Annotated in this window: 26 protein-coding genes; 24 read left to right on the top strand and 2 right to left on the bottom strand. The window is 35.0% G+C overall.

All coding sequences use genetic code 11. The features are described from left to right. The first annotated feature begins 260 nt into the window (after positions 1–260). The 15 genes from MKY90_RS18475 to MKY90_RS18405 all read left to right on the top strand — a co-directional run bounded on the left by MKY90_RS18475 (position 261) and on the right by MKY90_RS18405 (position 14,329). On the top strand, positions 261–2,591 hold the full coding sequence (locus MKY90_RS18475; protein WP_098167674.1) for a right-handed parallel beta-helix repeat-containing protein: 2,331 nt from the start codon (positions 261–263) through the stop codon (positions 2,589–2,591). Beyond that, complete coding sequence (locus tag MKY90_RS18470; protein WP_002137801.1) at positions 2,566–2,766, top strand: hypothetical protein; 201 nt, start codon at positions 2,566–2,568, stop codon at positions 2,764–2,766. Before MKY90_RS18475 ends, MKY90_RS18470 begins: the two co-directional genes overlap by 26 nt. 70 nt (positions 2,767–2,836) lie before the next feature. Continuing rightward, on the top strand, positions 2,837–3,451 hold the full coding sequence (locus tag MKY90_RS18465; protein ID WP_078185604.1) for a sugar transferase: 615 nt from the start codon (positions 2,837–2,839) through the stop codon (positions 3,449–3,451). Next, positions 3,448–4,080 carry an acetyltransferase gene (locus tag MKY90_RS18460; RefSeq protein WP_078185603.1) on the top strand — a complete coding sequence of 211 codons (633 nt, stop codon included), beginning with the start codon at positions 3,448–3,450 and terminating at the stop codon, positions 4,078–4,080. Before MKY90_RS18465 ends, MKY90_RS18460 begins: the two co-directional genes overlap by 4 nt. A 16-nt stretch (positions 4,081–4,096) precedes the next feature. Next, entirely contained in the window at positions 4,097–5,242 is a 1,146-nt protein-coding gene (locus tag MKY90_RS18455; RefSeq protein ID WP_078185602.1) for an aminotransferase class I/II-fold pyridoxal phosphate-dependent enzyme, read from the top strand. 282 nt (positions 5,243–5,524) lie between these two features. Continuing rightward, positions 5,525–7,462, top strand: a complete 1,938-nt coding sequence (locus MKY90_RS18450; protein ID WP_012261441.1) for a lasso peptide isopeptide bond-forming cyclase — start codon at positions 5,525–5,527, stop codon at positions 7,460–7,462. Between the two features lie 14 nt (positions 7,463–7,476). After that, positions 7,477–7,602 (top strand): paeninodin family lasso peptide, encoded by a 126-nt coding sequence (locus MKY90_RS18445; protein ID WP_040963111.1) that lies wholly within the window; start codon positions 7,477–7,479, stop codon positions 7,600–7,602. Between the two features lie 93 nt (positions 7,603–7,695). Next, entirely contained in the window at positions 7,696–8,673 is a 978-nt protein-coding gene (locus MKY90_RS18440) for an aldolase (RefSeq protein WP_078185600.1), read from the top strand. Then, positions 8,624–8,929, top strand: coding sequence for a lasso peptide biosynthesis PqqD family chaperone (locus MKY90_RS18435; RefSeq protein ID WP_012261439.1), 306 nt, complete (start codon positions 8,624–8,626; stop codon positions 8,927–8,929). Before MKY90_RS18440 ends, MKY90_RS18435 begins: the two co-directional genes overlap by 50 nt. A gap of 36 nt (positions 8,930–8,965) precedes the next feature. Beyond that, on the top strand, positions 8,966–9,439 hold the full coding sequence (locus MKY90_RS18430; RefSeq protein ID WP_061689952.1) for a lasso peptide biosynthesis B2 protein: 474 nt from the start codon (positions 8,966–8,968) through the stop codon (positions 9,437–9,439). 1 nt (position 9,440) lies between these two features. Then, the gene (locus MKY90_RS18425) at positions 9,441–10,628 is read left to right on the top strand and encodes a nucleotidyltransferase domain-containing protein (protein ID WP_078185599.1); all 1,188 of its coding nucleotides are present in this window, start codon (positions 9,441–9,443) and stop codon (positions 10,626–10,628) included. 11 nt (positions 10,629–10,639) lie between these two features. Then, positions 10,640–12,439 (top strand): ABC transporter ATP-binding protein, encoded by a 1,800-nt coding sequence (locus MKY90_RS18420; protein WP_098167676.1) that lies wholly within the window; start codon positions 10,640–10,642, stop codon positions 12,437–12,439. A 227-nt stretch (positions 12,440–12,666) separates the two neighbouring features. Then, positions 12,667–12,990 carry a PadR family transcriptional regulator gene (locus MKY90_RS18415; RefSeq protein WP_002185126.1) on the top strand — a complete coding sequence of 108 codons (324 nt, stop codon included), beginning with the start codon at positions 12,667–12,669 and terminating at the stop codon, positions 12,988–12,990. Continuing rightward, the gene (locus MKY90_RS18410) at positions 12,983–13,525 is read left to right on the top strand and encodes a DUF1700 domain-containing protein (protein WP_012261435.1); all 543 of its coding nucleotides are present in this window, start codon (positions 12,983–12,985) and stop codon (positions 13,523–13,525) included. Before MKY90_RS18415 ends, MKY90_RS18410 begins: the two co-directional genes overlap by 8 nt. Continuing rightward, a complete protein-coding gene (locus MKY90_RS18405; RefSeq protein WP_002014437.1) occupies positions 13,526–14,329 on the top strand; it encodes a DUF4097 family beta strand repeat-containing protein in 804 nt (267 codons plus the stop codon). A gap of 103 nt (positions 14,330–14,432) precedes the next feature. Here the strand turns inward: MKY90_RS18405 and lexA are convergent, their stop codons facing one another. Next, positions 14,433–15,047: a transcriptional repressor LexA gene (gene lexA / locus MKY90_RS18400; protein ID WP_002087894.1), complete on the bottom strand. Its 615-nt coding sequence runs from the start codon at positions 15,045–15,047 to the stop codon at positions 14,433–14,435. A 141-nt stretch (positions 15,048–15,188) separates the two neighbouring features. Here lexA and MKY90_RS18395 point away from each other — a divergent pair, with 141 nt between their 5' ends. Next, positions 15,189–15,845 carry a YneB family resolvase-like protein gene (locus tag MKY90_RS18395; RefSeq protein ID WP_002128580.1) on the top strand — a complete coding sequence of 219 codons (657 nt, stop codon included), beginning with the start codon at positions 15,189–15,191 and terminating at the stop codon, positions 15,843–15,845. A 45-nt stretch (positions 15,846–15,890) separates the two neighbouring features. Continuing rightward, positions 15,891–16,130, top strand: a complete 240-nt coding sequence (locus tag MKY90_RS18390; RefSeq protein ID WP_002014431.1) for a DUF896 domain-containing protein — start codon at positions 15,891–15,893, stop codon at positions 16,128–16,130. Between the two features lie 40 nt (positions 16,131–16,170). Here the strand turns inward: MKY90_RS18390 and MKY90_RS18385 are convergent, their stop codons facing one another. Next, positions 16,171–17,754, bottom strand: coding sequence for a bifunctional metallophosphatase/5'-nucleotidase (locus tag MKY90_RS18385; protein WP_078185597.1), 1,584 nt, complete (start codon positions 17,752–17,754; stop codon positions 16,171–16,173). 185 nt (positions 17,755–17,939) lie between these two features. Between MKY90_RS18385 and MKY90_RS18380 the strand changes: the two genes are divergently transcribed. The 7 genes from MKY90_RS18380 to MKY90_RS18350 all read left to right on the top strand — a co-directional run bounded on the left by MKY90_RS18380 (position 17,940) and on the right by MKY90_RS18350 (position 24,540). Continuing rightward, on the top strand, positions 17,940–18,878 hold the full coding sequence (locus MKY90_RS18380; RefSeq protein WP_002137777.1) for a phosphate/phosphite/phosphonate ABC transporter substrate-binding protein: 939 nt from the start codon (positions 17,940–17,942) through the stop codon (positions 18,876–18,878). Positions 18,879–18,973: 95 nt separating this feature from the next. After that, a complete protein-coding gene (gene phnC / locus MKY90_RS18375) occupies positions 18,974–19,747 on the top strand; it encodes a phosphonate ABC transporter ATP-binding protein (protein ID WP_098167677.1) in 774 nt (257 codons plus the stop codon). Further along, positions 19,744–20,538, top strand: coding sequence for a phosphonate ABC transporter, permease protein PhnE (gene phnE, locus MKY90_RS18370; protein WP_002137773.1), 795 nt, complete (start codon positions 19,744–19,746; stop codon positions 20,536–20,538). Before phnC ends, phnE (MKY90_RS18370) begins: the two co-directional genes overlap by 4 nt. Next, a complete protein-coding gene (phnE, locus tag MKY90_RS18365) occupies positions 20,538–21,341 on the top strand; it encodes a phosphonate ABC transporter, permease protein PhnE (protein ID WP_002066554.1) in 804 nt (267 codons plus the stop codon). Before phnE (MKY90_RS18370) ends, phnE (MKY90_RS18365) begins: the two co-directional genes overlap by 1 nt. 301 nt (positions 21,342–21,642) lie before the next feature. Beyond that, entirely contained in the window at positions 21,643–23,643 is a 2,001-nt protein-coding gene (gene tkt / locus MKY90_RS18360; RefSeq protein ID WP_002033482.1) for a transketolase, read from the top strand. Positions 23,644–23,799: 156 nt separating this feature from the next. Further along, positions 23,800–24,240 carry a sporulation inhibitor of replication protein SirA gene (gene sirA / locus MKY90_RS18355; protein WP_002014415.1) on the top strand — a complete coding sequence of 147 codons (441 nt, stop codon included), beginning with the start codon at positions 23,800–23,802 and terminating at the stop codon, positions 24,238–24,240. Between the two features lie 78 nt (positions 24,241–24,318). Continuing rightward, a complete protein-coding gene (locus tag MKY90_RS18350; RefSeq protein WP_001132292.1) occupies positions 24,319–24,540 on the top strand; it encodes a YneF family protein in 222 nt (73 codons plus the stop codon). The last annotated feature ends 22 nt before the right edge of the window (positions 24,541–24,562 follow it).

Below are 24,562 nucleotides of genomic sequence, written 5' to 3'. Positions count from 1 at the left end.
AAAAAGTATGGACATTATACTGATTTGAATTAATAAGGAAGTATAATATTGTTGAAACCGGTTAGTATGAAATGAAACCTGATTTTAATTAGAAAACATGAATCATTAGCCCTAACATAGTATTTATATAATGCATAGTATTCTATTAAAGGGATACGTATGTAAGCAGAATATAAAATATTTATCCCAATCTACTGATATAAGTTTGAATTTTCTGGTGAAATTCAGCTTGCATCTTAGTTGGAGGTTATATATAAATCATGGCAAAATTTCAGGTGACATGTGTTTTAAAAAGTAATCTTCCTGTGTTAAGTGAGGGAGAATTTTGTTTTTGTATAGATACTAGTGAGTTATTTATTGGAACGAAAAAAGGGAATGTAAAAGTATCAACAGAGAATACATTTGAGAGGTTAGTAAGTAAACTTAAAAGCAATACATTTGGAGGTTTTAAGTCCAGAAAATCACTGGTTGGAGAAACAGAATCTGCTAATGTGGTTTCAGGCACATATTTTCTTGAGTTAGAGAGATGGAATGTTAAAAATGATGGAACGGACGCTGATAATACTTCTAAAGGGATTAATAATGCATTATTATGGGCATCCCAACAAGGATTTATAGAAGTTGTGTTACCCCTGGGGACATATTTAATTGATGAAAATACACCAATTGAGCCACAAAGCTTTATGACTTTAAACTTAGGTGGATCAACTTTAAAAATAAGAAGTAATGGATTAGTTAAATATGCAATCGTACGATATCAAAGAAATCAAAAATTTTCTCGAGTTACAAATGGAAGGATTGAAGGGGATAAAAATACACACGATTATACAACGATTCCTCATACTCATGAATGGGGGTATGGAATTGAAGTTGGAAATACGACTCCTGCTGAGGGGAGTAATATGAATTATATTTCAATAGATAATATGGAAATTTTAAATTGTACTGGCGATGGTATAGCAATGGAAAGTACATGGGGACAAATTGGAGAATATGATTTTGCTGGTACATTTGAAGTGGGTGGGATTAGTGATGTCAATGGTGCCCTAATAGTAGATGATAATAAAATTAGATCCAATTTAAAAATAGATTTACATCATAGTAGCATTATAAAATGGGGATATTTCGGTTTGTATGGAGATGGCTATGGTGGAACTGGTTCAGAAATATACACAGAATTATATGATGTGTTATTTTATAGGGCTGATAATACTTTTGTAACGGCTGCTAAGAGAGTGAAGTTTTTTGAAGAAGTGAGTGTTCCAGAAGAAGCAGATTATGCGAAAATAGTTCTTCACCAAGGTACAGTACCTACAGAAAACGGTTGTAAAATAACTGTTAGAATTCCGGAATTCTCTAAAAATGTATTTATTGAGAAATGTAAAATACATGATTGTAGAAGGCTTGGGGTAAGCGTATCTGGAGCGAAACAAATTTATATTAGAGATTGTGAAATTTACAAAATGAAAGGTACAGCACCTCAGGGAGCAATAGATATTGAAGATGGATATCGATTAAATCAATATATAAACATTGAGCGTAATAACATATATGATAATCAGGGATATAACGTTGTTGTAGTCGGTGGTAGATATATTAATATCATTCAAAATAAATTAGCTAATAATTCATTAGTAGTAGGCGAAAATGTAGAGAAAGTGATTATAAGCAATAATCACTTAAGGGAAGTTAGTTGTGTTTTAAGCGGAGAAGTAACTTTTACAAATAATCAAATGTATGCTACTCGAGTCACGATAGATCAAGGAGATAAAGAAGCGCTTATTGGTAACTGTACTTTCCATAATAGCGCATTGTTAATGGGAAGAGATACAGCATATTGTATTCAAGTCAACCAATGTGAATTTTTTAGTGATCGAGATTTATTTCATACTTTTTCACAATTGGGTGCAATAATTGGTTTCTCAGCAGAACCGCAAACTATATCAGATTGTGTTATTAAAGGAGGGGCTGTAGAGGGTACAAGTTTGACAGGCGTATCACCTGGTATGAAAAATGGATGGAGATTAAATAATATTTCTTTTATAGATACGAAACACCCGCAAGGAATCATTATGAATTTACCACCAGGAGTATATACGGGATGTAAATTTGAGAACAGTGGTACAATATCATTTGTTACAAACACTCCTCAAGCAGAATATGAATTTAATGGATGTTCATTTAGTTGGGATGCTTATAATCTGTTTACTGTTGAGTCCTCTCAAAGGATAGCGATGCTAAAAGTGAAAAATAGTAATTTTAGAGGGGGAAGATGGGGCTCAGCATTTTTTTTATGGGACATTGGGGGAAGAATAGAATTTAATAATAATGCATTTGAATACCTTAATTCGGAATCGACAGACAGTATAATTAATTTTTGGAATGAAACATTTACGAGTGAGTTTATGTTAATAGAAAATAATATATTTAGGTCAAATAAAAGTATGATAGGCTTGAATGCAATTCAGATTTCATCCTCAATCACTTTGATTTTTAAAGATAATATTGTGGACACAGTAGTTATAAAGTTAAGGGATGAACATATAAAAAAGGATAATTATATTAATGGCGTCTTTGATCCGTACGTGTAAAGTTATAGGGACTAATGGAGTAACAGATCCTTTGCAAGTAAGTAGTGATAGCGCATGGAAATATTCACTTAGGCTAGCTATGTTTAAACTATTTGATGAGATAGAAGTAATGATAGATGACGTAATTAAACAAAACAAGAGGCAACTAACTTTAGTTGCCTCTTGTTTTGTTTAATTGCATATAAAGTTTTAAATGGTCCTTCGTGTTAGGGGTATTAAACGTAAATAAGTAAGGGGGATAGTACATGAAAAGAATTTTTGATGTATGTATTTCTTTATTGTTATTATTTGTATGTTTGCTTCCTATTCTTGTAGTAGCAATCTTAGTTAAGCTGAAATTAGGGTCCCCTGTATTATTTAAACAACAGCGCCCGGGACTACATGGACAACCGTTTAATCTTTATAAGTTTCGAACTATGTTGGATAAGAGGGATAGTAATGGGGAATTACTTTCAGATCAAGATAGGCTGACTACTTTTGGGGAAATCCTTAGAAAATATAGTCTAGATGAGTTACCCCAGCTTATGAATGTTGTAAGAGGTGATTTAAGTTTAGTAGGCCCACGCCCATTATTGATGGAATACTTACCCTTATATTCTAGTAAACAGGCTAAAAGACATGATGTAAAACCAGGAATTACGGGATGGGCACAAATAAATGGGAGGAATTCGATTACTTGGGAAGAAAAGTTTGAATTAGATGTATGGTATGTAGAGAATCGTTCTTTTTTATTAGATTTGAAAATAATTGTACTTACAATAACAAAAGTATTTAAAACAGAAGGGATAAATCATGTTGGGCATGTAACAATGGGGCGATTTACTGGAGAGAAAATAGAGATAAAGGGGGAGGGGAAATGAAAATTTTGATAATTGGGTGTGGTGGTCATAGTAAGGTTGTGAAGGACATCATCTTATCAAATGAAGGATACGAGATAGTCGGTTATTTAGATGATTTATATACAGGTATAACTATTATTGATAACCTTTATTTTGGGGGAATTGAAGATGCACGGGAAATTATCAACAATTTTAATGATATAAAGCTTGTTATTGCTATAGGGAATAACAAAATGAGAAAGATAATTTCCAGAATATTAAATCAACCGGTCGGCATATATGCTACATTAATTCATAAAACAGCAATTATAAGTCCTCATGCGCATATAGGGAACGGAACGGTAATTATGCCGAATGTGGTTGTTAATGCTGATACTATCATTGGTAACCATACGATAATAAATACGGGCTCAATAATAGAACATGATAATATAATTGATGATTTTGTTCACATTTCACCACATGCTACACTTACAGGTTCTATCACAATAGAAGAGGGGGCACATATAGGAGCATCAGCTACTATAATTCCAGGTGTTAAAATTGGGAGTTGGTCTATTGTTGGGGCGGGCTCTGTTGTAATAAATGACTTTCCATCTAATTGTACTGCTGTTGGCATTCCAGCGAAGGTTATTAATGTAGTAAATTAAGAGGGGATGAAGAATAATGATAAAAAATAAGGAGAAAATATACCTTTCCTCACCGCACATGAGTGGAAATGAACAAAAATATATTCAAAATGCATTTGATACAAACTGGATTGCCCCTCTTGGCCCAAATGTAGATGAATTCGAAAGAGAACTTGCATCTTTTGTAGGAGTGAAAGGTGGGGCTGCAGTTAGTTCAGGTACGGCTGCTATTCATTTGGCTTTGAGACTATTAGATGTTAAAAAGGGAGATACAGTGTTTTGTTCAAGTTTTACTTTTGTAGCGAGTGCGAATCCGATTGTTTATTTGGGAGCTGAACCGGTGTTTATTGACTCGGAACCAGAAACATGGAATATGTCACCGCAAGCGCTAGCGCTTGCATTATATGATGCTAATAAAGCAGGGAAATTACCGAAAGCTGTCATTCTTGTTCATTTATATGGTCAGAGTGCTAAGTTAGATGAAATTCTTTCGCTTTGTAATCAATATGATGTTCCTATAATCGAGGATGCAGCAGAATCTCTAGGTTCTACATATAAAGGAAAAGCGAGCGGTACTTTCGGGAGGTTTGGGGTTTATTCATTTAATGGAAATAAAATCATTACAACTTCAGGTGGTGGAATGCTTATATCAGATGATGCGGAAGCATTAGTGAAAGCAAAATTTTTAGCGACGCAAGCAAAGGATCCAGCACTACATTATGAGCATAGTGAGATAGGTTACAATTATAGAATGAGTAATATATTAGCTGGTGTCGGGAGAGGGCAATTAGAAGTGTTAGAAGATAGAGTGAGGACTAGAAGGTGTATATTTAATCGGTATTATGAAGAATTATCTCACATACCTGGATTTTGTTTTATGCCGGAATTAGAAAATACTCGCTCGAATCGTTGGCTTACAACTATGATGATTGATGAAAAGGAATCTGGTATCTCTATTGAAAAATTATTGAAAACCTTAGCAGAAGAGAATATTGAAGCACGTCCTACTTGGAAGCCACTACATATGCAGCCACTTTTTAAAGAAAGTAAGTATTATTCTCATCAGAAAGATAATGATGTATCTAAAAGATTATTTGAAAAGGGGATTTGTCTTCCTTCGGGTTCTAATATGATGGATGAGGATCAACGGAGAGTTATTGAGGCTATTATAAATATTATATAACAGGGAATAATTCACAGAGAAACAAGTGGATTAATGTTCATTATAATGAATGTTTACGTTGTTAATTTGGTGTATATTTCCATTATTGTATTGACGTGAAAGTAATATAATGATAATTTAGATGTATCTATACCTAGGTTTATAAGTGGATTAGGATGTGTGATTGATTGGGAGTTGAAATGTATATTTTTGTTCTTTAAAAAGAATTAAATCAAGGGAGAAAAGTTGCGTTAAATAAAAAAAGAACCTTTGCGGTAACTTGTTGTATATGGGGTGGGGAAAATGAGTGCTATAACAGGTATTATTCATTTTAATGAAGAAACTATATCGATTCAGCATGGCACACAGTTAATGAGTGACTTACAAAAGTACCCTGCTGATGATATTCAAATATGGCATAAAGAAAATGCCTTTCTGGGATGTCACGCACAGTGGATTACACCAGAATCTGTTGGTGAACAACTACCCTTTTATAATTACGAAAAGCAACTGGCAATTACAGCAGATGCTATTATTGATAATCGTAATGAGTTATTTGAAAAATTACAAGTGGATTATGCAGATAGAAAAAACATGACAGATAGTGAGTTGATTTTACTCTCTTATCAGAAATGGGGGGAAGCAGCTCCAAAATATTTGGTAGGCGATTTTGCCTTTATGATTTGGGATGAGAAAAAACAAACCCTTTTTGGAGCCAGAGATTTTTCGGGAAGCCGAACCCTTTATTTTTATCGTGGTGAGGAAAAGTTTGCTTTTTGCACTAATATAAACCCGTTATTTACTCTACCATATGTTGAGAAAAAATTGAATGAGCAGTGGCTTGCTGAATTTTTAGCCATCCCGGTGAATTTTGAATCGATAGATGCTTCTTCAACGGTATATAAAACTATTGAGCAAATCCCACCTTCCCATTCTGTTATTGTGAGAAATGGGAAAGTGAAGTTATCGAGATACAATACACCAATCGTTGGAGAAAGGCTTCAACTCAAATCAAACGAAGAGTATGAAGAAGCGTTTTTAGAAGTGTATCAAAATGCGATAAGATCACGTTTACGTACTCATCATCAAGTAGGGGCTCATTTGAGTGGAGGACTTGATTCTGGTTCTGTAGCTAGCTTTGCTGCACGGGATTTAAGAGCAGCAAATAAACGTCTACATACATATAGTTATGTCCCAGTAAAGGGTTTTGTAGATTGGACGCATAGAAGTAGAGTAGCTGATGAAAGACCTTTTATTCAATCGACTGTACAGCATGTAGGAAATATTAAGGAGCATTATTTGGATTTTGAAGGAAGAAGTCCTCTATCAGAAATAGATGAGTGGCTTGAAATTCTAGAGATGCCGTATAAATTCTTCGAGAATACTTTTTGGCTTAGGGGAATCTATGAGGAGGCACGGTTACAAGGAATTGGAGTACTCTTAAACGGACAGAGAGGCAACTGGACGGTGTCATGGGGCCCGGCTGTGGACTATCAAGCTATGCTTTTGAAAAAGATGAATTTACGTCGATTTTTGCAAGAACTATATTCGTATAGTAGAAATATTGGTGTAAAGAAATCACGAGTATTTTCAGTAGTGAAAAAAAAGGCATTTCCGTTTTTGAATCGAATATCTTCATCAAAAAACCAAATTGTTTTCCCGAGGTTTATTAATCCAGAATTTGCAAATAGAATGAATGTGTTCGATAAACTTCTAGAGCATGATGTTGATATAACAGGAACCTCTATAACAGATGTATATGAAATAAAAAAAAGGCAATTTGAACAGTTATATTATTGGAGCATAACTGGTGCATACGGATCCAAATTATCATTGCGTTATTCTTTATGGGATCGCGATCCAACGAATGATTTACGGGTTGTTCAATTTTGTTTAGCTGTTCCAGAAGAGCAATACGTTCAAAATGGTTTAGATCGGGCACTAATTCGAAGAGCAACGAAAAATTTCTTGCCTGATGAAGTAAGATTGAACCAGCGCACTCGGGGTGTTCAAGGTTCTGATGGTGTTTACCGTATGGCTCATCAATGGAGTGAATTTATTGAAGAGCTTGAGCAGCTTAGTAAGGATCCTATAATTTCAGAATTCTTGGATATAGGGGTTATTAGAACTGCGATTTCTAAGATTAAAGAAGAACCCCATCCAGAATATGCATTTGATTTGGATTTTCGAATTTTAATGCGTAGTTTAATAGTATATCGATTTATGAAAAAAATTATTTGAAGGGAGGTGACATCATGAAAAAGGATTGGACAATGCCTACACTGGAAGTGCTTGATATCAATATGACAATGGCTGGACCGGGTATTAAAATACCTGATGCTGCCCAACCAGATGTTGATGAAACGATTCACCATAGCTAATTTATCAATTAGGATGCACATTGTTATTCCCTTATACAGTAAAAGTATAAGGGTTTTTTATAAAAATTTTGAAAGCTATTTGGAGTGAGAGAGTTGATGGAAACTACAAATAAAAATGTATATAAAGTTTTTGGGTTAAGAGTTTTGAGTGAAATGAAGTTGCCGGAATTACCTCAAATTAATGAACAAGAAGAGAATGTAGAAATTGTAATTCGATTAACTGATTTATCTGAGAAGTGGAGTGAACTTGCTAGCGCAAAACAAAACTTTGTAGTTGATAAAAACGTAGTTATGATTCGTATTCCTGATACTGCTATATTTTCTATACAAGGAGGAAAGCAAATATTTGTTTCACCAATGAAGGAAGCTTGTGAAGATAAGATCCGTCTTTATATACTTGGAACTTGTATGGGTGCCTTACTAATTCAAAGGGGAATATTACCATTACATGGTAGTGCAATAAATATTGATGGGAAGGTTTATGCCTTTGTAGGTAATTCAGGAGCAGGTAAATCAACTCTTGCAGCGGCTTTTTTAAGTAAAGGATACAAAATTTTGAGTGATGATGTAATTGCTGTGACAGTTTCGTCAGAGAAGACTCCAATTGTGATTCCATCTTATCCGCAACAAAAATTATGGGCGGAAAGTTTGAATGCTTTTGGAATGGGAACGGCAAGTTATAATCCATTGTTTGAGCGAGAAACAAAGTATGCTGTGCCTGTACAATCTCATTTTTTCTCTGAACCATTACCTCTTGCTGGTGTTATTGAGTTAACGAAAACAGAGGGTGAGAACGTTGAATTGATTCGAATTGAAGGACTTGAACGACTGCGTACATTGTTTTTTCACACGTTTCGTAAGTTTTTAATTACGCAATTAAAATTGACAGAGTGGCATTTCACTACTTCTACAAGTGTGATAAACCAGGTAGATATGTTTCATTTGAAACGTCCAAATAATAGGTTTACAGCGCATGAACTTGTATCAATTATATTAAAAACTATACATGGAGGAGTAATAGATGATGTATACAGAGAGAATTTCTCTAGAGTGTCAGATTGTGCAAAGTGAAGGGAATATTGTGAGTGATATGGATGGGGAAAAAGTAATGCTAAATGTTCAAAAAGGGAAATATTATAATTTGGGAGAAACAGGAGGAGAAATTTGGGAACTAATAAAAACTCCAATTATGGTTACTGAACTTGTCAGTACATTGTTGTCAAAGTACAACATTGAACGGGGCGATTGTGAAGAGCAAGTTCTTTCCTTTTTAGAGCGTTTATTTCAAGAAGGTTTAATTCAAATAAAAGATCAATCTAATAGATAGATTCGCAATTTCAAGAGAACTGTTAGGAAGGGATTAATGAATATTGTGAAAAGGTTAAGGGTATTTTTATCACTGAACATGGAAACAAAGCTTTTATTTTTAGAGGCTTTTATTTTTTTAGGATGGGCACGTGTATTAAAAAGTATTACCTTTTCCAAAGTTGCACCTTCTTTAGGGGATTACATGAACGAAACATCAGTTGCTCAAATTCAGCCACACGGGGATACACTAAAGAAGGTGTCTGAAGCTATTTCTATTATGAGTCGTTATACTTTTTGGGAAAGTCAATGCCTTGTTAAAGCTATAGCTGGGATGAAAATGCTCGAAAAACGTCACATTGAGAGTACTCTTTATTTAGGAACTGCTAAGGATAGTCATGGTGAATTAATTGCGCATGCATGGTTACGGAGCGGTTCTTTTTATGTTACTGGATCGGAAGGAATGGAGAAATTCACTGTCGTTGGATCATTTGCAAAGAGGCTAAGTGAGAACACTATTAAAGGAGAGTAAAATGGAGAAAGATTTTGGTCTTAATGTAGAGTTCATGTCTAAGGAATTGAAACTTCTTTTTGCAATTTTGAAGTTACAAGATGACGAAACAATGCAAACTTACAGTAATGAATGGTTTTCGGATATTGATTGGGAAGTATTTCTTGAGCAAGCCGTGCATCATCGCGTTTATCCGGTGATATATCAAAAACTTAAACAGGTGGACAAGGAGCTGATTCCTTCACATATTGTACAAACCTTGACTAGAAAATATAAAAGAAATACATTTCAAATGCTTTATTTAAGTGCTGAAATGGAAAGAATAAATAAATTATGTAATGAAAATGAGATTCGTACGATTTTTCTAAAAGGGCCTGTACTATCTCAGGACTTATATGGAGATCTTTCTTTACGAACATCCTGTGATTTGGACGTTCTCATCCCTATTCAAAATTTAGAAAAAGCAGAAAAACTACTTTTAGAGCAAGGGTATGTGAAAGATGATTATATTCAAACGATATTAAGTGATTGGAAATGGAGGCATCACCATATAACATTTTTCCACCCAACAAGGCGGATCAAACTTGAAATTCATTGGAGATTAAATCCCGGACCGGGTAAGGAACCTGGGTTTGAAGAGCTTTGGAAGCGAAAGAGAAAAAGTGCACTTACAAGTAATTCGGTATATATGTTAGGGAAGGAAGACTTATTTTTATTTCTTGTATCTCATGGTGCCAGACATGGTTGGTCCAGGCTACGTTGGTTAGTAGACATAAAAAAAATTGTCGATCAAGATCTTAATTGGAGTGAGATTCATAAATTAATGAGAAAATATCAAATGCTTCATTTAGGAGGACAAGCGTTAATTTTGGCATCTCAATTGCTAGGTGTACGACTAGATGAAAGAATGATGGAATTAGTAACTAAAAAACATTCGAAGCAGTTAGCGCAAGAAGCGCTGTTTTATTTCAAGCAAATGATAAACTTGCATACCGATCCTGTTCCTGAAGAAGTACTTGCTTATCATAGTAGGCATTTATTTTCACTGATGTCTAATCAGCAAAAAATTTTATTTATTATGAGCCAACTCTATCCTTATCCGATTGATGCAAAAACATTGCCGTTACCTAAATTCCTTCATTTTTTATATTTTCCTTTACGTCCGTTTCTATGTCTTTGGAGGAAAACAAAGAAGCTTGCTTTGTCATAGGGGGAACATCGATGAATCATATTATATATTTTATGAAGAAATTATATTCTTCTGCAGGGAAAATTCTGTATGTGAATTTGTTTGGTATGGTTTTAATAAGTTTACTTGAAGGGATAGGTATTATTTTATTAATTCCTATGATAAGTATGGCTGGAATAATTAATATAGGCGAGGAGACTGCTTTTATTGCACCTGTTTATAGATTTTTGCAGGATTTCCCTAAAACAACAAGCCTAATTTCTATTTTAGGTATATATATACTAATAGTGTTAGGGCAAAATCTATTACAACGAAACATAACACTAAGGGATGCGAGAACGCAACAAGCTTTTGTACGAGAATTAAGAATAGAAACATATAATATGATTCTAAAAGCGAAGTGGAGTTTTTTTTTAGAGAAAAGGAAAACAAATCTAATAAATATATTAACTACAGAATTAGCTCGCGTAAGTTATGGGGTTAATTTAATTTTACAATTGTTAGCTGTTATTCTGTTTACATTCATACAGGTGGGGCTTGCGTTTTTATTATCTCCCCAAATAACTATATTTGTTTTGGTCTTTGGCTTATTATTCTTAGTAGCTTCTCGTGCTTTTATAAAAAAAGCACGAATACTAGGCGGTAAGACCTCGAAATTAGCACAAGACTATCTTTCTGGTATAACAGATCATTTTAATGGAATTAAAGATATAAAGAGTAATACTTTGGAAGCATCACGTTTAGATTGGTTACAATCTATAACAGAAAAGATGAGTAATGAACAAATGGAGTATATGAGAATAAGGTCGAACTCTCAATTGTTTTATAAAGTTTCAATGGCTATTTTAATTGCATTTTTTATATTATTATCAGTAAGTATATTTAAATCTCAACCTACCCAATTACTATTAATCATACTCATCTTTTCGAGACTATGGCCACGATTTATGACAATTCAGTCAAATTTAGAACAGCTTGCTGCAAGCATTCCTGCTTTTAAGTCATTATGGGACTTACAAGGGGAATGTAATGAAGCAATTGAAATGCAGGATATACATCAGCAAAAACATATAAAGCTGATTTGTATAGAGCAGGGTATTGAATGTAAGGGTATTTATTTTCGATATAATAAGAAGGAGCATTTGTATGCACTTCAAAATATTAATGTGAAAATACCAATCAATAGTATGACGGCTATTGTGGGACATTCGGGAGCTGGGAAGAGCACATTAATCGATGTTTTAATGGGATTGATTCAGCCAGAGAAAGGTCAAGTATTAATAGATGGAACTCCTCTTACAAGTGAAAATTTATTGTCATTGAGACGGGCTATTAGTTATGTGCCACAAGATCCTTTTTTATTTAATGCAAGCATAAGAGAAAATTTATTGATGATTGAGCCGAATGCGAGTGAAGAACAAATTTGGACTGCATTAGATTTTGCGGCGGCAGCTGAATTTGTACGAATGCTTCCAAAAGGGCTTGATACTCTCATTGGAGATCGTGGAGTGAGACTTTCAGGTGGTGAACGTCAACGACTTGTACTAGCTCGAGCTATTTTAAGACAACCATCCATTTTAGTATTAGATGAAGCTACGAGTGCATTAGATACTGAAAATGAAGTAAAAATTCAATCAGCAATAGAAAGGTTGAAAGGAACGATGACTATTGTTGTTATTGCGCATCGGTTATCTACGATCCGCAATGCAGATCAAGTTATTGTTTTAGGAAAAGGTGAGATTGTTCAAAAAGGTGAATTTAATCAATTGGCTAAAGAGAGAAAAGGTGTATTTCGAAATTTATTAGGGTCACAAATGGAAGTGGGTTTATAGAGGAGAAAGATTGAATGAAATCTTGTATTATTGTAATTCAAGTTGAATGATAGCCCGGATAATGGTCAGTTACAAAAGGTCTTATTCGGGCTTTTATATTTGTGTTTTCTAAATTTAGGGAATAAATATAATTCAGTACCTTGCAATAAATAATACTAAGTGGTATATTATGGATAAAATAGCTACCGTTTATTGAACAGTACTAAAATGAGAAAGGGGGATTGTCCTTGAACGTTCAGTTTAAAAAAGGTGTGTTAGAACTATGTGTTTTGGCACTAGTGAAACGTAAAGATAGTTACGGTTATGAACTTGTTCAGCAAATCTCTAATAAATTTTTAATATCGGAAGGTTCTGTATATCCGTTATTACGTCGTTTAACGAAAGAGGGATATTTTCAAACGTATTTAAAAGAATCGACGGAAGGACCGCCCCGTAAATATTATCAACTAACAGAGCAAGGGGAGATGCAACTTACGTTATTAGTAACAGAGTGGCGTGATTTTGCTAAAGGTGTTCAAGAAATTATTGAAGGGGTGGAATGGGATGAGTAAAGAGCAGTTTCTTAAAGAATTATCAAGTCATCTTAGAAAGTTACCAGAAGAAGAGAGACAAGATATTTTATTCGATTATGAAGAGCACTTTCAGTTTGGGGTAGAAGAAGGGAAAACTGAATCAGAAATAATAAAGGGTCTTGGCTCTCCGAAAGTAATTGCGAAAGACTTACTTGCGATGTATCGATTTGATGAAATGAAAAAAGATCCGTCGACTTCAAATGTGACAAGAGCTGTCATGGCAGCGGTTGGACTTAGTTTGTTTAATTTTATTATCGTGTTAGGCCCGTTAGTTGCAATTATAGCTTTTATATTTTCCTTTTGGGTCGGTGGTATTGCTAGTGTAGTGACACCATTTTTCGTTATTGTAAAAGTATTTATGGGCACTTTTATATGGTTGGATCTTTTCGTTAGTATAACGTTTGTCGGAGTAGGTTTGTTGTTATGTATTGTAGCTTATTATAGTACGAAGTGGTTTAAAAGATTATGTGTACGCTATGTAGTCTGGAACTTCAAAATGATAAAAGGGGAGTAGATGATGAAAAAGATATTATTAGTAGCTATCGCTTGTATCATTATTGGAGTAATAGGGATTTCACAAACATATGAAAAAGCAGTACAAACTGCAGAAAAAGGAGATAAAGAGGACGTAATTAAAAACGAAACGCTAAAAAATGTAGAAGTTAAGTTAGATGCTGGAGATATTGTTGTCCAAAAATCTCCTGATTCCTCTTTTTATGTAAAGCAAAAAGGAGACGTAAGTAAACAGGAGATTCGTATTGCTGAAGATGGTGATACATTAAAAATCATAGGGGAAATAGAAAAAGGTGTTTCATTTGATTTTTCATTTTACAATTTCGGATTTCAAACGCCTACATTGACTATATTAGTACCTGAACGTTCTTATCAAGAGATAAAAGTAAATTCATCCGCTGGACAAATAGAAATAAGTAATGTGAAAAGTGACCGCGTAAGTGTTGAAACACTCGCCGGAGAAGTGGATTTGAAACATGTAACAGCAAAGAGTGTGGAGGGGTCTACAAAAGCTGGTGAGGTGAATTTTAAAAAAGTAATAGGGAAAGTAACAGCAAAAACGGCTAGTGGGGATATAGATATTATTGATCATGATTCTAAATATGATTTAGAGGTAAGTTCAACTGCTGGAGATGTAGATATTACTTTATTGGAAAAACCACAAGATGCAGTTATAACTGGGCAAACTGCTGCTGGAGACGTGACAATTTTTAATGAAGACAATAAAAATATAACGATTGGTAATGGTAGTAAAAAGATTAGCGGTAAAACCGCTGCTGGAGATGTTACTATTGAAACGCGTTAATAATTAATGAAACGCATTCTTTTGAATGAACGGAAATCTATCAAAATATAAAAAGAAGATAATTACCTATATAAATAAGGGAATTATCTTCTTTTTATTATTTTTAATGTAAATCACGATATACGCCAATTACTTTTCCAATAACTGACACTTGTTTTAAAATAATAGGTTCTAGTGAAGAGTTTTCCGGTTGTAGACGGAAATGATCTTTTTCTTTATAGAAACGTTTAACAGTTGCTTCGTTATCTTCTGTTAAAGCAACTACAATTTCACCGTTGTATGCAGACTGTTGTTGGCGAACAACAACTAAATCACCATCAAAGATACCGGCTTCAATCATGCTATCTCCAGAAATGCGTAACATAAACACTTGATCTGCTCCAGCAACGATACTAGCTGGAAGTGGGAAGTGATCTTCTACACTTTCGACTGCTGTAATCGGTAAACCGGCAGTAACTTTTCCGATGATTGGAACTTGAATAACAGATTGTGTTTCCGTTCGGTTGTCACCTAAAATTTCAATTGCGCGTGGTTTTGTTGGATCGCGTCGAATATATCCCTTTTCTTCTAGTCGTGATAAATGTCCGTGCACTGTAGAACTAGAAGCAAGGCCGACTGCTTGACCGATTTCACGTACGGAAGGTGGATATCCTTTTTCTTGTACTTTTAGCTTAATAAAGTCGAGAATGTCTTGCTGGCGTTTCGTTAACTTTTCCATGTTTTCTAACACCTCGTTTTCTTTCATTTTTCTTATTATTAAGTATAACATGCGAAAAAACATTCTACAAACATAAGTTCGAACGAAAGGCAAATTTATGATACACTATAAGGAAAATATAGTGAGAAAGAAGGGTTCAAAATGAATGCAATTATTTACGCACGTGTGAGCACAACAAAAGAAGAGCAGGAAACATCATTATTGCGTCAAAAAGATGAATTATTGCATTTAGCTGAGCGCTATCAAATGGATGTTACAAAGGTAATTGAGGAGCAGGCTAGCGGTTATACAATTGAACGTGATGGCATATTAGAAGTGCTAGATACAATTCGAGATGAACAAGTTGATGTACTACTTATACAAGATGAAACGCGTCTTGGTAGAGGAAATGCAAAGATTGCATTAATGCATTGTTTACATAAAGAGGGGATAAAAGTTTATACGCACACGCATAGTGGTGAATTACAGCTTTCAGATTCTGATTCGATGGTGCTAAATATAATTGGGATCGTTGAAGAGTATCAAAGAAAGATCCACAATTTAAAAATTAAACGTGGCATGCAAAGAGCAGTGGAGAAAGGATTTCGTCCAGAAAATAATTTGAAAAATCGTCATTTAAGCGTAGGACGTGAGAAAAAAGAAGTGCCAATTGAGGAAATTGTACGTTTGCGTCGGAATGAATTAACTTTTGAAGAAATTGCAGCAACACTTCGTGGTTTTGGTCATGATGTTTCAAAAGCAACTGTACATCGAAGGTATGTAGAATATACAAAGCAATTGCTTGATAAAGAGGACTAACTATTGTATGATAATAATCAGTTTTGAGTAGAAGGGGGATTCGAGATGCCAAGTCAAGAACTCATTGAACGCATTAACTTCTTAGCGAAAAAAGCAAAAGCTGAAGGCTTAACTGAAGAAGAACAACGTGAGCGCCAATCGCTTCGTGAACAATATTTAAAAGGATTTCGTCAAAATATGTTAAACGAATTAAAAGGAATTAAAGTCGTTAACGAAGAAGGCACGGACGTTACACCGGCGAAATTAAAAGCTTTAAAAAAGCAGGATAATGCAAAATTAAATTAAAAGATGGGCATAGCCCATCTTTTTTTATTTGCTAAAATTGTTATTTAATAACTTTCCAGTTTTCATTTTTCGTTGCTTCTATCCTTTTATGCTTCAATATATAGTTAGCGATAAGTTCAGACATATCTGTTGGTATGTCTTTTACTACTGGTTTATTTTGAAACATAAAGAAGTTCCCGCCACCGCTTGCACGATAATTATTCATAACAACGTCATATTCTTCATTCATATTAAGGGGAGTGCCTTTATACTGCAAAGACTCTACTCTCTCTCCAATTGGTTTTGAAATGTTTAATACATACGAAATCCCTTCCCACATATCGTAATTATAGTGTTGTGGTTTTGGTTCTATATAGGTAGGGTTTACGATGATGGTTCCATCTGCTTTTAATGTGAAATAAGAAGCAGAGAGTTCGAGAGCATCTTTTATATCCGCTCCAGTTATTCTAATTACTTTTAATGTATTTGGATAAATATAATTAGAAACGATGTCACGCATTGTTACATGTTTCGGGAAACCTGGAGATGTATTATGAAACAAACTTGTACAAGAAATTGAAACATTAGCTATATCCATCTGTATTTTATTTATGAATTCAATAAAAGGATGGTCTTGCAAACGTGTTTGCATAGCATCGGAAATTTGCATATCCCCATAAATTATTCCAATAGGTTTATCAAGCCAATTTTGTGTTTTCTCTTCATAATTGGCAACCAAGGAAAGAACATCTTGGTCTGCCGCAATTCCTTGTACGGGCAATAACTCTGAATAACTCTCTTTTTTCACCCATTTTTGTTCTGCTTTTTCGAATGTTACTGTTACTTTTCCAACTGAGTGTCCATTGCATCCGGTCTGTAAAATTGTTACACCATTAATCACGGTGTGAGCGATTTCTCGGTGTTGGTGGCCTGTTAGTAAAATATCTATGCCTTCAATTTCATGGCACATTGCATATCCTTGGTTTTCACCTGTTAAAACTTCAGTCGGTACTCCGGTTTGTAAATCACGTTCAAATCCCCCGTGATAGGCTACGACTAGTAAATCTGGTTTTTCATGTTTACGGATGTAAGAAACCCATTTTTTTGTTGTTTCAAATGCATCTTCAAATTGTAAATCTTTAATATGATGTGCTTGTTCCCAATGGGGGATGTAATGCGTTGTCACCCCTAAAATAGCAATTTTTATATTTGATTCAATATGTTTTATTATATATGGTTTCCCGAAATAAGGTTCTTTTCTGTTTTTATCTAAAATGTTTGCTGATAGATAAGGGGAATTTGCAGTAGCCACAGCATTATTTAATATATCCATTCCGTAATTAAATTCATGATTTCCGATAATTGCAATGTCATACCCTAAGTAGTTGGCTAATAAGGACATTGGGTTTTCCATATCTTTTTCGTATGTAGCGTAATGATAAGTAAATGGTGTTCCTTGAATGAAGTCCCCGTTATCAATCAGAAGAACGTTTGCATTTTGAGAACGTTCTTTTTTTATGAGAGTAGAAATTTTAGCTAAACCAATTTCTGCTTTGGAGTTATCTTGGTAGTGAATTGGATACACAGTACCATGTACATCGCTTGTTAATAAAATATTTAAAGTTACAATTTGATTTTGATTCAACGCCATTCACCTTTTCTATAGTTATCTTTCAATTAATCATATCAAATATATGAAAAGAATTTTAATGTGAATGTATAGAATGTGTAAAGATTCTGTAAATAAGCAATTATTTGTAAAAATATGTGATATATTTCTTCATGTTTATGGAAGGTTATTTTATAACAACGAAAAATGGAGGCATTAACATGTTGAAAAAAGTTTTTGCAATGAGCACAACAGTTGTACTAGCAGCGGGATTATTAAGTGGATGTGGAACGAAGGAATCAAGTGCAAGTAAAAATGAAGATACGAAAAAAGGTTATGTACCGAAGACACTAAATGTTCAATTTGTTCCTTCTCAAAATGCAGATACGTTAGAGGCGAAGGCAAAACCATTGGAAAAGCTATTAAGTGATAAATTAAACATTCCGGTAAAAGTTAGTATTTCAACGAATTACAATACAATTGTAGAAGCGATGGCATCTAAGCAAGTAGATGTAGGCTTTTTACCTCCAACAGCGTATGTGTTAGCGCATGAGAAAAAGGCTGCAAACGTAATTTTACAGGCGCAACGTTTTGGGGTAGATGATGAAACTGGAGCTCCCACAAAGGATTTAGTAGATGTTTATAAATCAGAGTTTGTTGTTAAGAAAGATTCTAATATTAATAGTGTAAAAGATTTAAAAGGTAAAAAAATTGGCTATCAAGATGTAACATCATCAGCGGGTTATGTATGGCCTGCGGCTGTATTGTTAAAAGAGGGAATCGATCCGCTAAAGGATGTGAAACCTGTTACATTAAAAGGTCATGATCAGTCACTTATTGCTCTTTTAAATGGTGATGTAGATGCAGCTGTTGTATTCCAAGATGCTCGTAATATTGTAAAAAAAGATTATCCGAATATATTCGATCAAACGAAAATAGTAAAATTTACGGAGAAAATTCCAAACGATACGATTTCTGTACGTTCTGATTTAGATGCAGAGTGGAGCAAGAAATTACAGGATGCTTTCATTGAAATAGGAAAGAATGAGGAAGGGCACAAAATCATTAAAGAAGTATACTCACATGAAGGATACGTTAAATCTGATGATAGTAAATTTGATATCGTTCGTGAATATGGAAAGAAAGTGAAAACGCAATAATACATATGGAAATGGCGACTAACTGGAAAGTGTGTGATTTCAGTTAGTTTGCCGTTTTTCAGTTATTGATAATACATAGAAGGTAGGTAAGATGTGTGATAGAGTTTCGAAATGTTTCCAAAGTGTATCCGAATGGTACAAAAGGATTGAATAATATAAACTTGAAAATTCAAAAAGGTGAGTTTGTTGTAATGGTCGGGCTATCCGGTGCTGGAAAATCAACACTTCTTAGATCGGTAAATCGCCTTCATGAAATCACAGAAGGAGAAATCATTATTGAAGGGGAGTCTATTACTGCTGCAAAAGGAAAAGGATTACGACGCATGCGCCGAGATATTGGTATGATTTTTCAAAGCTTTAACCTTGTGAAGCGATCAACGGTACTGAAGAATGTATTAGCTGGGCGGGTTGGATATCATTCTACATTGCGTACAACGTTAGGTCTGTTTCCGAAAGAGGATGTGGAGCTTGCATTCCAGGCGCTGAATAGAGTGAATATCTCAGAAAAAGCATATGCACGAGCTGATGAATTATCAGGGGGACAACAGCAACGTGTATCAATTGCTAGAGCATTGGCACAAGAAGCGAAAATCATATTGGCAGATGAGCCTGTTGCTTCGTTAGATCCTCTGACAACAAAGCAAGTAATGGATGATTTGAAGAAAATTAATGAAGATTTTGGAATTACGACAATTGTAAACTTACATTCTATTGATTTAGCGAGGCAATATGCTACTTGTATTATTGGATTACATGCTGGTGAAATTGTTTTTGATGGATTAGTAGAAGAGGCAACGGATGAAAAATTCGCTGAAATTTATGGGGACGTAGCTCAGAAAAGCGCATTATTAGAGGTGGCAGCTAAATGAATGAAGTGACGATATATTCGAAATCGATACCGAAGCCGCCGAGTAAATTGAAACATATGTTAACGGTTATTTTAGTTATTTTACTGTTGTGGGGTAGTAGTGTACAGGTCGACGCATCATTTTCAAAACTAGTAGTTGGTTTTCCGAATATGATGGATTTATTGAAGGAAATGGTGCCACCAGATTGGAGTTATTTTCAAATTATTACAACAGCAATGTTAGATACAATACGTATGGCGATTATTGGAACGACTTTAGGGGCGATTTTAGCCATTCCACTTGCACTATTTGCGGCAAGTAACGTATTTACTAGTGTATTTTTGTACAGTCCAGCTCGATTGATTTTAAATTTTATACGAACAATACCAGATTTATTATTAGCGGCGATTTTTGTAGCGATTTTTGGAATAGGACCACTTCCAGGTATTTTGGCTCTTACTTGTTTCTCCGTTGGACTCGTAGCGAAATTATTGTATGAGTCAATTGAATCAATTGATCCAGGTCCATTAGAAGCGATGACAGCTGTAGGAGCGAATAAGGTGCAATGGATAGTTTATGGGGTCATTCCGCAAGTGAAAGCGCACTTCGTCTCCTATGTACTTTATACATTTGAGGTGAATGTACGTGCAGCAGCTGTTCTAGGTTTAGTAGGAGCAGGTGGGATTGGATTATATTATGATCGTACACTTGGATTTTTACAATATCAACAAACTGCTTCTATTATTATTTATACCCTTGTTGTTGTATTGCTAATTGATTATATAAGTACAGCGTTGCGGGGGAAATTATAATGAGTAAAACGACAATAATCGTACCAAAACCGAAGAAACCGAGTATATATCGCTGGATTATTTTTATAGCACTTACAGTTATATATGTATGGGCCTTTTCAGGAGTCCCGTTAGAGGGAATAAAGAATACGGCGGGAGAAATTACAAAAGCAATTATGACAGGCGTATTGAACCCAGATTGGTCGTATGTATCTTTGCCAGATGGTGAAGATTTATTACACGGTTTAATTGATACGTTGGCAATTGCGATATTAGGTACATTTATTTCTGCTTTTTTATCTGTTCCATTTGCTTTTTGGGCGGCAACGAATATGAGTAGTGGAAAATTAACTTCAGGAACTGGGAAATTTGTACTTAGTTTTGTTCGTACATTTCCTGAATTAGTTATGGCTCTTTTATTTATAAAAGCTGTTGGTCCAGGCTCTTTTGCCGGAGTTCTAGCTTTAGGGTTACACTCTATCGGAATGTTAGGGAAACTATATTCGGAAGGAATTGAAAATATAGATAAGGGACCGACGGAAGCGTTAATAGCAACGGGTGCAAATCGGTTTCAAATACTTTGGTATGCCGTATTACCACAAGTGTTACCGGATTTTCTATCGTATACGTTATACAGGTTTGAAATTAATGTACGATCCGCTGCGATTTTAGGTGTTATTGGAGCAGGTGGTATTGGTACGCCATTAATTTTTGCACTTAGTTCACGTAATTGGTCTCGTGTGGGAATTATTTTATTAGGTATCATTTTAATGGTAATTATAATTGATTTTATTTCAAGTTCTATTCGTAAGCGGATTATTTAATTTGTTTTAAAAGCATCTAATTCAGATGCTTTTTTGTATTTTTAAAGGTTATCAAAAAGGAGATATATCAGAAATTAGTATATTTGTATAAATATACAGATAATTATATTTATTTTTAAAATAAAAACAATTAAAAAGTATGTCATATTGAATGCCCATACATTCCCTAAATCACTGTGTTTTTTATGGAAAATCAAAAAAACATCAACATATTTGTCGATACATGTTGTATAATCTTGCGTGGGAAGCTATCATATAAATGTATAAAACGTTTACTAACATACGCGAAGGGAAGAATAGCATGTCACATTCAATCGAACAACTTTCTATCAACACGATTCGCACATTATCCATTGATGCGATTGAAAAAGCAAACTCTGGTCACCCAGGAATGCCAATGGGTGCAGCACCAATGGCTTATACATTATGGACTCAATTTATGAAACACAATCCAAATAACCCAACGTGGTTTAACCGCGATCGTTTCGTATTATCTGCAGGTCATGGCTCAATGTTACTATACAGTCTACTTCACCTATCTGGTTATGACTTAACAATGGATGATTTAAAGAACTTCCGTCAATGGGGAAGCAAAACTCCAGGACATCCTGAGTATGGTCACACAGCAGGTGTAGACTCAACAACTGGTCCACTTGGACAAGGTATTGCAACTGCTGTAGGTATGGCAATGGCTGAAAGACATTTAGCGGCTAAATACAACCGTGATGCGTATAATGTAGTAGATCATCATACATACGCTATTTGTGGTGATGGAGATTTAATGGAAGGCGTTTCTGCTGAAGCATCTTCATTAGCTGCTCATTTACAATTAGGTCGTCTTGTTGTACTTTACGATTCAAACGATATTTCATTAGATGGCGATTTAAATCGTTCATTCTCTGAAAGTGTAGAAGATCGTTACAAAGCATACGGATGGCAAGTAATCCGTGTTGAGGATGGAAATGATATTGAAGCAATCGCAAAAGCAATTGAAGAAGCGAAAGCTGACGAAAAACGCCCAACGCTAATTGAAGTAAGAACGACAATTGGTTTCGGTTCTCCAAACAAATCAGGAAAATCAGCTTCACATGGTTCTCCACTTGGTGTAGACGAAACAAAATTAACGAAAGAAGCATACGCTTGGACTGCTGAACAAGACTTCCATGTAGCAGAAGAAGTATATGACAACTTCCGTAAAACAGTACAAGATGTTGGTGAAACGACGCAAGCTGCGTGGAACACGATGCTCGGTGAATATGCACAAGCATATCCAGAATTAGCAAACGAACTGCAAGCAGCAATGAACGGTCTTCTTCCAGAAGGTTGGGAACAAAGCTTACCAACTTATGAATTAGGATCAAAAGCAGCAACACGTAATTCTTCAGGTGCTGTAATTAATGCAATTGCAGAGTCTGTACCATCATTCTTCGGTGGATCTGCTGACCTTGCTGGTTCTAACAAAACATACATGAATAACGAAAAAGACTTTACAAGAGCTGATTACAGCGGAAAAAACATTTGGTACGGTGTACGTGAGTTCGCAATGGGTGCAGCAATGAACGGTATCGCACTTCATGGCGGTTTAAAAACTTACGGTGGTACGTTCTTCGTATTCTCTGACTACTTACGTCCAGCAATTCGTCTTGCAGCATTAATGCAATTGCCTGTAACGTATGTATTCACACATGATAGTATCGCTGTTGGTGAAGATGGTCCAACACATGAGCCAGTTGAACAATTAGCAGCACTTCGTGCAATGCCAAACGTTTCTGTTATTCGTCCAGCAGACGGTAACGAATCAGTTGCAGCTTGGAGACTAGCTCTAGAATCAACAAAAACACCAACTGCATTAGTGTTAACTCGTCAAGATCTTCCAACATTAGAAGGTGCAAAAGACGATACTTATGAAAAAGTAGCAAAAGGTGCATATGTAGTTTCTGCAAGCAAGAAAGAAACTGCTGATGTAATCTTAATTGCAACTGGATCTGAAGTAAGCTTAGCAATCGAAGCGCAAAAAGCTCTAGCAGCAGACGGCGTTGATGCAGCTGTTGTTAGCATGCCATCTATGGATCGCTTTGAAGCTCAAACTGCTGAGTACAAAGAATCAGTACTACCAAAAGCAGTAACGAAACGTTTCGCAATTGAAATGGGTGCTACATTCGGATGGCACCGTTACGTAGGCCTTGATGGAGATGTACTAGGTATCGACACATTCGGTGCTTCTGCTCCTGGTGAGAAGATTATGGAAGAGTATGGATTTACTGTAGAGAACGTTGTTCGTAAAGTAAAAGAAATGCTTTAATGATTTTAGAAAAATCTCTCCAGCATGGGGAGATTTTTCTATGTAATTGAGTTTTTTCGACAGGAAAAGTTTTTTCTCTCTCCGTAGTCAGACAATCATTGCAAAGCTTCTCTTATATAATGTAGGGAAAAGGTTGTCCAGATCGGGAGGGGAAAAATGAAAACGTATGAATTGTATTTAATTCAAGAGGATATTGCGAAAGCTTACTTTGGTCGTGAATATTTGTTTTTTGATTTATTTGCTCGATTTTCAGAATCTGGGTTCCTTTCGGAGAAGAAAGTATTATATAAACAAATGACGTATATTACGATGCCGTTACAAGTAATGAAAATTCATCATAAATTAGAACAAGCTTTGCGTGTTCTTGGTAAATATGAAAGAACAAATCATACTCATACGCTTTATACAGGAGCCGAATACGGAGAAATAATGGTGAAACCACAATATATTCGAATAAATACTTCTGGAAATGTATCCATGGAAACAACTTTCTTTGAGGTGCTTAGAAAGTGTGAGTTAACATTTTTAGCGATGGATTATGAAAATAAAAAGTACGGTTGGTTAAATCCTCTCAAACAAGTACGAACATATGTGTAAAAAATGTCGAATAGTATCTTGTCTTATTGAAAAGGTTTTAGTACACTGTAAGGTAGACAACATGAAGGAGGAAAAGATATGCCAATGTGGTTAGGTATTCTAGTGGGCGTAGTAGCACTAGTAGCAGGCGTGGCGTTAGGATTTTTCATTGCCCGCAAATACATGATGAATTACTTACAAAAAAATCCACCAATTAACGAACAAATGTTAAAAATGATGATGATGCAAATGGGACAAAAACCTTCCCAAAAGAAAATCAATCAAATGATGAGCGCGATGAACAAGCAACAAACAAAATAAGCGCAAAAGGGCACTCTTACCG

The sequence above is a fragment of the Bacillus sp. FSL P2-0099 genome, from assembly GCF_038007445.1.
GTDB classification, from domain to species: Bacteria; Bacillota; Bacilli; order Bacillales; family Bacillaceae_G; genus Bacillus_A; species Bacillus_A mycoides.
This window is presented reverse-complemented; position numbering and strand designations above follow the sequence as displayed.

Excerpts from the sequence above, each read along its gene's own strand:
- MKY90_RS18435 (WP_012261439.1), top strand. The coding sequence starts at position 8,624 with ATGATGTATACAGAGAGAATTTCTCTAGAGTGTCAGATTGTGCAAAGT.
- MKY90_RS18390 (WP_002014431.1), top strand. The coding sequence starts at position 15,891 with ATGCCAAGTCAAGAACTCATTGAACGCATTAACTTCTTAGCGAAAAAA.
- MKY90_RS18380 (WP_002137777.1), top strand. The coding sequence starts at position 17,940 with ATGTTGAAAAAAGTTTTTGCAATGAGCACAACAGTTGTACTAGCAGCG.
- MKY90_RS18420 (WP_098167676.1), top strand. The coding sequence starts at position 10,640 with ATGAATCATATTATATATTTTATGAAGAAATTATATTCTTCTGCAGGG.
- sirA (WP_002014415.1), top strand. The coding sequence starts at position 23,800 with ATGAAAACGTATGAATTGTATTTAATTCAAGAGGATATTGCGAAAGCT.
- MKY90_RS18465 (WP_078185604.1), top strand. The coding sequence starts at position 2,837 with ATGAAAAGAATTTTTGATGTATGTATTTCTTTATTGTTATTATTTGTA.
- MKY90_RS18395 (WP_002128580.1), top strand. The coding sequence starts at position 15,189 with ATGAATGCAATTATTTACGCACGTGTGAGCACAACAAAAGAAGAGCAG.
- lexA (WP_002087894.1), bottom strand. The coding sequence starts at position 15,047 with ATGGAAAAGTTAACGAAACGCCAGCAAGACATTCTCGACTTTATTAAG.
- MKY90_RS18470 (WP_002137801.1), top strand. The coding sequence starts at position 2,566 with ATGGCGTCTTTGATCCGTACGTGTAAAGTTATAGGGACTAATGGAGTA.
- MKY90_RS18430 (WP_061689952.1), top strand. The coding sequence starts at position 8,966 with ATGAATATTGTGAAAAGGTTAAGGGTATTTTTATCACTGAACATGGAA.
- MKY90_RS18410 (WP_012261435.1), top strand. The coding sequence starts at position 12,983 with ATGAGTAAAGAGCAGTTTCTTAAAGAATTATCAAGTCATCTTAGAAAG.
- MKY90_RS18405 (WP_002014437.1), top strand. The coding sequence starts at position 13,526 with ATGATGAAAAAGATATTATTAGTAGCTATCGCTTGTATCATTATTGGA.
- phnE (WP_002066554.1), top strand. The coding sequence starts at position 20,538 with ATGAGTAAAACGACAATAATCGTACCAAAACCGAAGAAACCGAGTATA.
- MKY90_RS18450 (WP_012261441.1), top strand. The coding sequence starts at position 5,525 with ATGAGTGCTATAACAGGTATTATTCATTTTAATGAAGAAACTATATCG.
- MKY90_RS18455 (WP_078185602.1), top strand. The coding sequence starts at position 4,097 with ATGATAAAAAATAAGGAGAAAATATACCTTTCCTCACCGCACATGAGT.
- MKY90_RS18425 (WP_078185599.1), top strand. The coding sequence starts at position 9,441 with ATGGAGAAAGATTTTGGTCTTAATGTAGAGTTCATGTCTAAGGAATTG.
- MKY90_RS18350 (WP_001132292.1), top strand. The coding sequence starts at position 24,319 with ATGCCAATGTGGTTAGGTATTCTAGTGGGCGTAGTAGCACTAGTAGCA.
- MKY90_RS18460 (WP_078185603.1), top strand. The coding sequence starts at position 3,448 with ATGAAAATTTTGATAATTGGGTGTGGTGGTCATAGTAAGGTTGTGAAG.
- tkt (WP_002033482.1), top strand. The coding sequence starts at position 21,643 with ATGTCACATTCAATCGAACAACTTTCTATCAACACGATTCGCACATTA.
- phnE (WP_002137773.1), top strand. The coding sequence starts at position 19,744 with ATGAATGAAGTGACGATATATTCGAAATCGATACCGAAGCCGCCGAGT.
- MKY90_RS18475 (WP_098167674.1), top strand. The coding sequence starts at position 261 with ATGGCAAAATTTCAGGTGACATGTGTTTTAAAAAGTAATCTTCCTGTG.
- MKY90_RS18445 (WP_040963111.1), top strand. The coding sequence starts at position 7,477 with ATGAAAAAGGATTGGACAATGCCTACACTGGAAGTGCTTGATATCAAT.